This window comes from Actinomycetota bacterium, assembly GCA_030682655.1.
GTDB lineage: Bacteria > Actinomycetota > Coriobacteriia > Anaerosomatales > JAUXNU01 > JAUXNU01.
In genome coordinates this window covers 1-7338 of sequence record JAUXNU010000099.1, presented here as the reverse complement: position 1 = coordinate 7338, position 7338 = coordinate 1, and the positions used below count along the sequence as shown (strand labels likewise).

Genomic DNA, 7338 nt, shown 5'->3' with positions numbered 1-7338 from the left:
GAGCACCGGGTGCGTGTCGCCCTTCTGCTCCGGGAAGAACTTCTGCACGGTAGTGAATACGACGCCGCCCGCCTCACGCGTGAGCAGGCGGCGCAAGTCCGCTCGGTCAGCAGCCTGTACGGGCGGTTCGCCGAGAAGTTCCGTGCACCGCGCAAACGTGCCGAAGAGCTGGTCGTCAAGATCGTTGCGGTCGGTGATCACCACAACGGTAGGGTTGCCCATCTCCGGCGCGTGCATGACGCGCCCGGCGTAGAACGCCATCGTGAGCGACTTGCCGCTCCCCTGTGTATGCCACACAACGCCGATGCGCTTGTCGCCGGGCTTGCGTGAACCATCCCACGCCGCGCGCTCTTCCGCCGCAAGCGGCAGGTCGCCCTCGTGCCCGCTCGCACGCAGGGTATCAGCGAGCGCAGCGTTCACGGCATGGAACTGGTGGTAGCCGGCCATCTTCTTGCTGAGTGTGCCATCGCCCGGATCTTCGAAGACAACGAAGTGCTGGATGAGGTTGAGTACGCGCCGCTTCTCGAACACGCCCTTGATCAGCACCTCAAGCTCGAGCCCCGAGGCGGGCGCAACATCATCGCCCTCAATCGTCTTCCAAGGCATGAACCACTCGCGACCCGCCGTGAGCGTGCCGATGCGCGCGGTCGTCCCGTCCGAGGCGATCAGCGCCTCGTCGTAGGCCAGGAGCGAGGGAATCTCAGCCTTGTACGTCGGGAGCTGTCTATGAGCCGAGAGCCAATCGGCCTTCACATCCGCTGGATTCTTGAGCTCGATCACAGCGAGCGGCAGACCGTTGACGTAGGCGACAATATCCGGCCGACGGTGGTGCTCCCCATCGATCACCGTGAGCTGGTTCACCGCGAGCCAGTCATTGGCGTCAGGGTTGTCGAAGTCAATCACTTTCACCTGGGCGCCAGCGATGTTGCCGTTGGCGCGTGAGTACTCCACTGCCACGCCATCTACCACCATGCGGTGCAGAAGCCGATTCGCTGTCACAAGCGAAGGCGCACTCACCCGCGTGAGCTTGCGGAATGCATCCTCAATCGCCAAGGACGGCAACCTGGGATTCAGCCGAGCGAGCGCCGAGCACAGCCGGGCCTCGAGGAACACCGTGCGCTCGTCACGCTCCGGGGTTTCACCGTCCTGCAGCAATTCAGGATCGTACGCGTAGGCGTATCCGAGCTCGCTGAACCAATGGAGCGCGGCTTCCTCAACTTCGGACTCCGTGAATCGGTCGATCACCGAACACCCTCCCTTACACCGTCCCCCGCCCGATACTGTCGCACGTTCTGTGCCTTCCACAAGAGCGCTGGATGCCCTTCGATGATGCGCTGCATCCCCGGGTCCCCCGTCAGGAGTCCCGCGCGGAGCACGCCCTCCTCATTGACCAGCCGGATGAACTCGGCCTCATGATCAGCCAGCGGAAGCACCGATTCGAGAGCGACACGAGCGCGGGCGAGCAACCCGGACAACCAGTCATCCAGCTCGCCTGCAGCAGGGCGCGCATCACCCCGTAGCATGGGAAGCACCTGGCGCGCAACTTCAGTCGGGTCCGTGGCGATGTCCTCGACGCGGATCTCACACCAGTCTCGACGACTCGCCGCGCCGTACACCACAAAACCGAGGCGCAACCGCTCGAGATCGAGTTGCGCGGACTCCAGGATCCTCACTGTGTCATAGACGTCTCGGCCGGAAGTGCGCCCAAACAGAGCCGCAAGCTTGCCAGCGGCGAGCTCGTGAATGTCGAGCACGGGATAGGTGAGCGGTGCAGATCCACTCGCCCACTTCGCCGGCATCTGCCGGACCGGCCAAAGCGGGGTGCGAAGCAGGAAGTTCAGATCGAGTTCGAGCGTCCCGGGACGGCCGGACGTGGTCGTGTACGAGAGCCGCCACTTGCCACCCGTGTGATCCGAAGGTACCCGTCTCACCTGCAAGCCCATGCGCCCGCATACCGCCTCAACCGCCTGTTCGACCAATGGACGCTCGGCGAGCATGGTCTCCCGGTCCGCCGCCCCCACGTAGTTCAAATCGATGTCCACCGACAGCCGTGGCAGGTCGAATACGAACACGTTCAGTGCGGTGCCACCCTTGAGTGCGAGACGCCCTCTCAGATATGGATGGGACTCCAGGCCGGCAAGCAACTCCAGCAACCACGCGACCTTCTCATAAGGCTCAGGTGCGAATCCCGCGGCAGCGGCCTCCCGGATCAGTTGCTCGTGCGTCCGCATCAGCCGCGTTCCTCCCAGTGTCGCTCCGTGAGGTGCTCTGGAACGATCAGGTTCCATGACGAAACCAGGCGACCGGGTTCGCGAGAAGCGTCAAGATATCGAGGTTGCCGGGGGGACAGTCCCCGGAGCGCCTCAAGATGGTGTGCCTCGACAAGCAGTTCCGAGGAATGCCGATCAAGGAACAGACCCACCCTGGCCGCCGTGATCGCAGACCCAAGGTGAATGACATACACGATGACCTCATCAAGGTCGAAGTACTCGACCATCTCGAGCGAGCGCCACACCTCTTCCCAATCACCGGCGCGCTCTGGAGAGTGCAGAACATCGGCCAACGCACGCTCAAGCGTGGTCACCCGCACGGTACCGCCGGCATGCGCGTGCTCGGCTATGCCGCCCCCTCGATCGGCGAGGCCTCGGAGCGGCGCGGGATCCTGGACCGGTACGAACTCGGCGCCGCGAAAGGATAGCGAGCGTCTGCGATCACCGGTGAAGTAGTGGTACCGGTCCCACACTGAGTACGTCTTGCCGAAGAACTGGAGCGCTGCGTGCCCGCACACGACGGCGTCCTGTGCAAGGCATGTGGCGAGCAGATACGGATCGGGTGCGAAGTCCGAGGCGGGCACTCCCCTGGGCACGCTCGCGTAGAGCGCCTGTCGCACGCGGACCACTCGGCCCGAGACCACATGACGGGCGAGGAGGTTCTTGACGGTGCTGAGCGTCGCGCCTGACTCGGCACGAGCAGTGCGGTATTCGTCGAACGTGAACACCGGATGCGTATCGAAGAACTCCTCGGAACGCATGGCGACTTGCCTCCTCGCGCAGTTAGCACTACTCAGAGTAGTACTTATGGTGCGCAGTAGCAAGTGCTCTCCCTCGCCTCACGAGTCACCACCTGCGAGCTCGAGCAACATTCGAGATCACGTGCGATAGTTTCCGCCGAAACAGAAATTGATGCGGCCGACGCCGCACCCGCCTAGACTTCTCCGTCGACCTGATACCCCATCGCACGATACCCTCGCAATCGCTTCTCCCACATCCTCCCGAGTATCGGATGGATCTCGTCGACGTAGTCGTAGATGATGACCTCGCTCTTCTCGTCATGCAGCCGATGCAACCGCCCTGCGTACTGCTGGAGCGTGCCTCGCCACGAGATCGGCATCGCGAGGAAAAGGGTGTCGAGCCGCGCGTCATCGAATCCCTCGCCAACGAGCCTTCCCGTGGCAACCAGGACGCGAGGTTCGCCCTCGGGCACCGCGGCCAGTTGCGCGGTGAGTTCCGCGCGTTTGCGAACACCAGCGCCACTTGAGAGCGCGAACACATGCGACAGACTCTCCGAAAGCGCGTCTGCCAGAAGGTCACGATGCGCCGTTCGCTCGGTGAGAACAAGTGACGAGCGCCCGGCGCGCGTGGCCTGAACAACGTCCTCGACAATCTGAGCGTTGCGGTCCCCATCCTCGGCCAGCAACCCGTAGACCTCCTGGATGCCGTCGGCCGCAAGCGCACTCACCCCGAACGACGTGCTTCTCGGCTTCACAACATGCTCGAACGGCCGAGCCGCAGCTTGCTTCTTGGGACTCGTCTTGAAGCGGATCGGGCCGCACTGCATCGTGATGATCGGGTGGTGACCATCTTTGCGAACCGGCGTGGCCGTGAGTCCCACCACGTAGCGGGCGTGTACCGTGCGCAGTATCGCCTCGAAACTGAACGCCGACACATGATGGCACTCATCCACGATGACCTGCCCATACTCCGCGACGATCTCGTCGACCTGTCCGCGACGCACGAGCGACTGCATGACCGCGACGTCGATACTCCCCGACGGCTTTCTCTTGCCTCCACCGATGACCCCTATCTCGCCCGTCATCTCAAGGAAGGTGGAGAGCCGTTCTCGCCACTGCTCCATGAGCTCCCGGCGGTGCACAAGTACCAGCGTGCTTACGCCACGTTCGGCGATCATCTTGGCCGCCACCACCGTCTTGCCGAAGGCGGTCTCCGCACTCAGTACACCATCGTCGTGCCCGAGTAGCGCCTTGACCGCCCGGCGCTGCTCGGGGCGCAGCGTGCCGGCAAAGCGCGCGAGGATCGGCACACCAAGAGCGCGCTCGTCAGTGACCTCCAACCGAGACCCGTAGCCTTGGATGACCTCGCTGAGCTCATCCAGACAGCCCCGTGGTAGGCCCACGTGTCCATCGAACTCCTGGGCGCATGCGATAACCCGCGGTTTGTCGTAGGTGGGTAGCCTCATCGCTTGGGCACGATAGAACTCCGGATTCTCGAACGCGGCCAAGCGCACGAACTGGTCGATCAGGGAATCGGGTAGTCCTGCCTTCTCGACAAACAGAAGATTGGCCCTCACCGCGCGGATCACCGGCGGGACGTGGCCTACGAGCTCAGGGCGGACCGCAGGCGGCGGTGGAGCGACGATCCATGGGGTGTCACCTCCATGCTCAGCGGAGGGATATGACCTCACGCCGAGTACCCCGCCATCCGCTCCCATCTGCGACAGCAGTGCCTCCAGTCGAGAAGCATCAATCCGCTGGACGGCGCCGAGGAATGCCCATTGGTCCGAATACGGCAGGAAGTCGGCATCGACGAACACCGATCGGCCGCAGGCACGTGGCTCGTGTTGCAGCGGCAGAGCGATGAGGTTGCCAAATCCGCCGCGCGGCAGTGTGTCCTGACTCGGGAACAGGCGATCGTAGGATTCGAGGGAGATCACTCGCCGGCGACGCGCCGCTCGGGTCAACAGCGCAGAGCCAAGACGGCGCGCACGCGACGCGGCCACCGGCTCGGAGAAGAAGGCCCACAGGTGTGCACCGGCCCCGGAGCGCGAGATCTCGACGTGCGCGGGCACGCCGAGATCCTCGCATGTCTCCCTGACCGTCGCCACCTCGTCGCGCCAAGCGGAATCATCGAAGTCGATGGTCAGAAAGCGGCACGTCTCATCCTCGAGCATGGGGTAGGCACCGAGTACGCTGCGCCCTGTGAGGTGCTCTTCGAGAGCCCGATCGTCCAGCGGCACGAGTTCGCGATGAGGGCACTCGGCGCACTTGATGCTGCGCTTGTCGCACACGCCGCTACGCCATTCGTTCTCGCAGACCGGAGCGTAACCACTCTTACCCGCCTTGCTCTCCCATCGCTTGGCGTAGACGTCCTCCCTGCCACGGAAGAGCGAACGGAACAACGCGATCTTGGTGGCCGATGAGGATGCTGCGGTGACCCCGGCGGCACCTTGACGCTCGGGTTCCGTCATCGCTGGCTGCACGTCCGACTGCGGTGCCTGGAGGCGCATCCGCTCTCGTAGGCGTTCGTTCTCCTGGCGAAGCAAGAGGTTCTCACGCTGCAGTGCTTCGAAATAGTCGTCTCTGGAGTCAGGCATTCCCGTACTCTCTTCGCCCCGACACCGGTCGCACTTGCGGTGACGCGAGCGTGTTCCCCTCGGGGCTCGCCAGCTGGAGCTCAAGATCCGCCAATGCATCGATGACATCGCTCGCCTCGAACGCCCGGTTGCGGCGCCCCACCGTCACCTGCTTGAGAATCCCTGCATCCGTCAGCCGCGCGACAGCATCGTTCACTTGTGGCTTGCTGCGCCCGAGCGCCAGCATCGCGCTCTTCACGTTGAGAATCGGAGTACCCGGCAGGAGGCGAACGAGCAGATCAACCGAAGACCCCGCCCGCACCCGACCGAGACGCTCCCGCCACTCCCGCTCGATTTCGTGGCAGTGACGCTCGAACGCCGCAACGTCCTCGACCGCCATGACGCATGCGGCGGCAAACGTCCCGACCCAGGTGTTGAGGCCCTCATGCGCTGCAGGACCATCAGCATCTCCGTCGTAGCGATAGACACTCAGCCCACGAATGTAGTCCTGCGTCCGAGTCGCGAGAATCAGAGAAATCGGCGGCTGCACATGAGTCGACAAGCCCCTGCGCCGAAGAACCAGGTGCACGAGGGCGCGACCGGTCCGTCCGTTGCCATCGGCGAAGGGGTGAATCGTCTCGAACTGCGCGTGCGCTATTGCCGCTTGGGCGACGGCTGGGAGCATGTCCGAATTGCAGAAGTCGCACAGATCTTCGAGCAAGCCGCGCACCGCGTCAGGGGGTGGGGGCACGTATGCGGCAGCGCACGGGTTGTAGATGTTGCCGCCGATCCAGTTCTGGACCTCGCGAACCTGACCCGCGTGCATGCGCAGGCGGGTATTCTCAAGCAGCCGCCTGTGAATCTCCAACAGCCCGTCAACAGTGAAGGGCCCGTCGCTGTCCGCAACATTCAAGGCAGTACGCATCGCATCGATGTTGCCGAGAATCTCTTCGGCGTTGACGTCGCCGGGCTCCTCGCCCATCTCGCGGACCGCCTCGGCGCGCATCAGGCGCCGCGGCGCGATCTCGAGACCTTCGATGCGAGACGATGCAACGCTCTCCGCTCGCAGCAAAATCCGTGCAAGCGATTCGGTGTCGGTGAGCGTCCCGACGTTCGCGTCAAGGCGCGCGATCGCGGTCTCCGCGTCGGCCACGTCGGCAGCGACGGCACCGTCGAGGCGAAACGCCCGGTCAGCCAGGCGGTCAGGGAGGTACGCGTCGTATTCGCACGAACGCCGCTCGGCATGCGGCACGCCCGAGACGACTTCGCTGATCCAACGCTTGCGGGTGAAGCTTCCCATCGCTACCCACTCCCTGTAGTAAGGTCTATACGCTAAACCTAACCAAGGGTTCAAGCTATTGTGCTTTGCTTCCCATCACACACACGCCGGCATAGCCGCAGCAACCGTGCCCGATGTCAGCGACAAGGGCTACAATGTGCTCACGACGTGTATGGCACGCACGTCACAGCGGGAGGGGGCGCGCAGTGTCGGTCACGCTTACGGACAAGGACATCGAGAGGCTGCTCAGAGAGCCGAAGCCTCTCCCCGCCAATTGGCAGAAGTGCTTGGAGCTGAAGCCCCGCCTGGGTGTCGGCAAGCAGCAGATTGACTTAGGAAGCGTCAAACAACAAGTAGGAGATTGGCTGGTGATGTCGAAGTAAGATCGTATGATCAACGAGCATGCGATCGGAGAGCGCTATCGGGCGCTCGCGGGAGAGTTCGATGAGAGACGTCGACGCCTGTGGGCG

General features: G+C 63.6%; 5 protein-coding genes. All 5 read right to left on the bottom strand.

The annotated features are described in order from the left end of the window. Positions 1-1245: type I restriction endonuclease (locus tag Q8K99_05735; GenBank protein MDP2182057.1), on the bottom strand; the 1245-nt coding region annotated here is incomplete at its 3' end. Beyond that, positions 1242-2231, bottom strand: a complete 990-nt coding sequence (locus tag Q8K99_05730; GenBank protein ID MDP2182056.1) for a nucleotidyl transferase AbiEii/AbiGii toxin family protein — start codon at positions 2229-2231, stop codon at positions 1242-1244. The genes Q8K99_05730 and Q8K99_05735, both read right to left, overlap by 4 nt. Beyond that, positions 2231-3031: a transcriptional regulator gene (locus Q8K99_05725; GenBank protein ID MDP2182055.1), complete on the bottom strand. Its 801-nt coding sequence runs from the start codon at positions 3029-3031 to the stop codon at positions 2231-2233. The genes Q8K99_05730 and Q8K99_05725 overlap by 1 nt, the downstream gene beginning before the upstream one ends. 173 nt (positions 3032-3204) lie before the next feature. Then, positions 3205-5610, bottom strand: coding sequence for a DEAD/DEAH box helicase family protein (locus Q8K99_05720; GenBank protein MDP2182054.1), 2406 nt, complete (start codon positions 5608-5610; stop codon positions 3205-3207). Further along, positions 5603-6889, bottom strand: a complete 1287-nt coding sequence (locus Q8K99_05715; GenBank protein ID MDP2182053.1) for a Fic family protein — start codon at positions 6887-6889, stop codon at positions 5603-5605. Before Q8K99_05715 ends, Q8K99_05720 begins: the two co-directional genes overlap by 8 nt. Between the last annotated feature and the right edge of the window lie 449 nt (positions 6890-7338).

Excerpts from the sequence above, each read along its gene's own strand:
- Q8K99_05730 (MDP2182056.1), bottom strand. The coding sequence starts at position 2,231 with ATGCGGACGCACGAGCAACTGATCCGGGAGGCCGCTGCCGCGGGATTC.
- Q8K99_05725 (MDP2182055.1), bottom strand. The coding sequence starts at position 3,031 with ATGCGTTCCGAGGAGTTCTTCGATACGCATCCGGTGTTCACGTTCGAC.
- Q8K99_05720 (MDP2182054.1), bottom strand. The coding sequence starts at position 5,610 with ATGCCTGACTCCAGAGACGACTATTTCGAAGCACTGCAGCGTGAGAAC.
- Q8K99_05715 (MDP2182053.1), bottom strand. The coding sequence starts at position 6,889 with ATGGGAAGCTTCACCCGCAAGCGTTGGATCAGCGAAGTCGTCTCGGGC.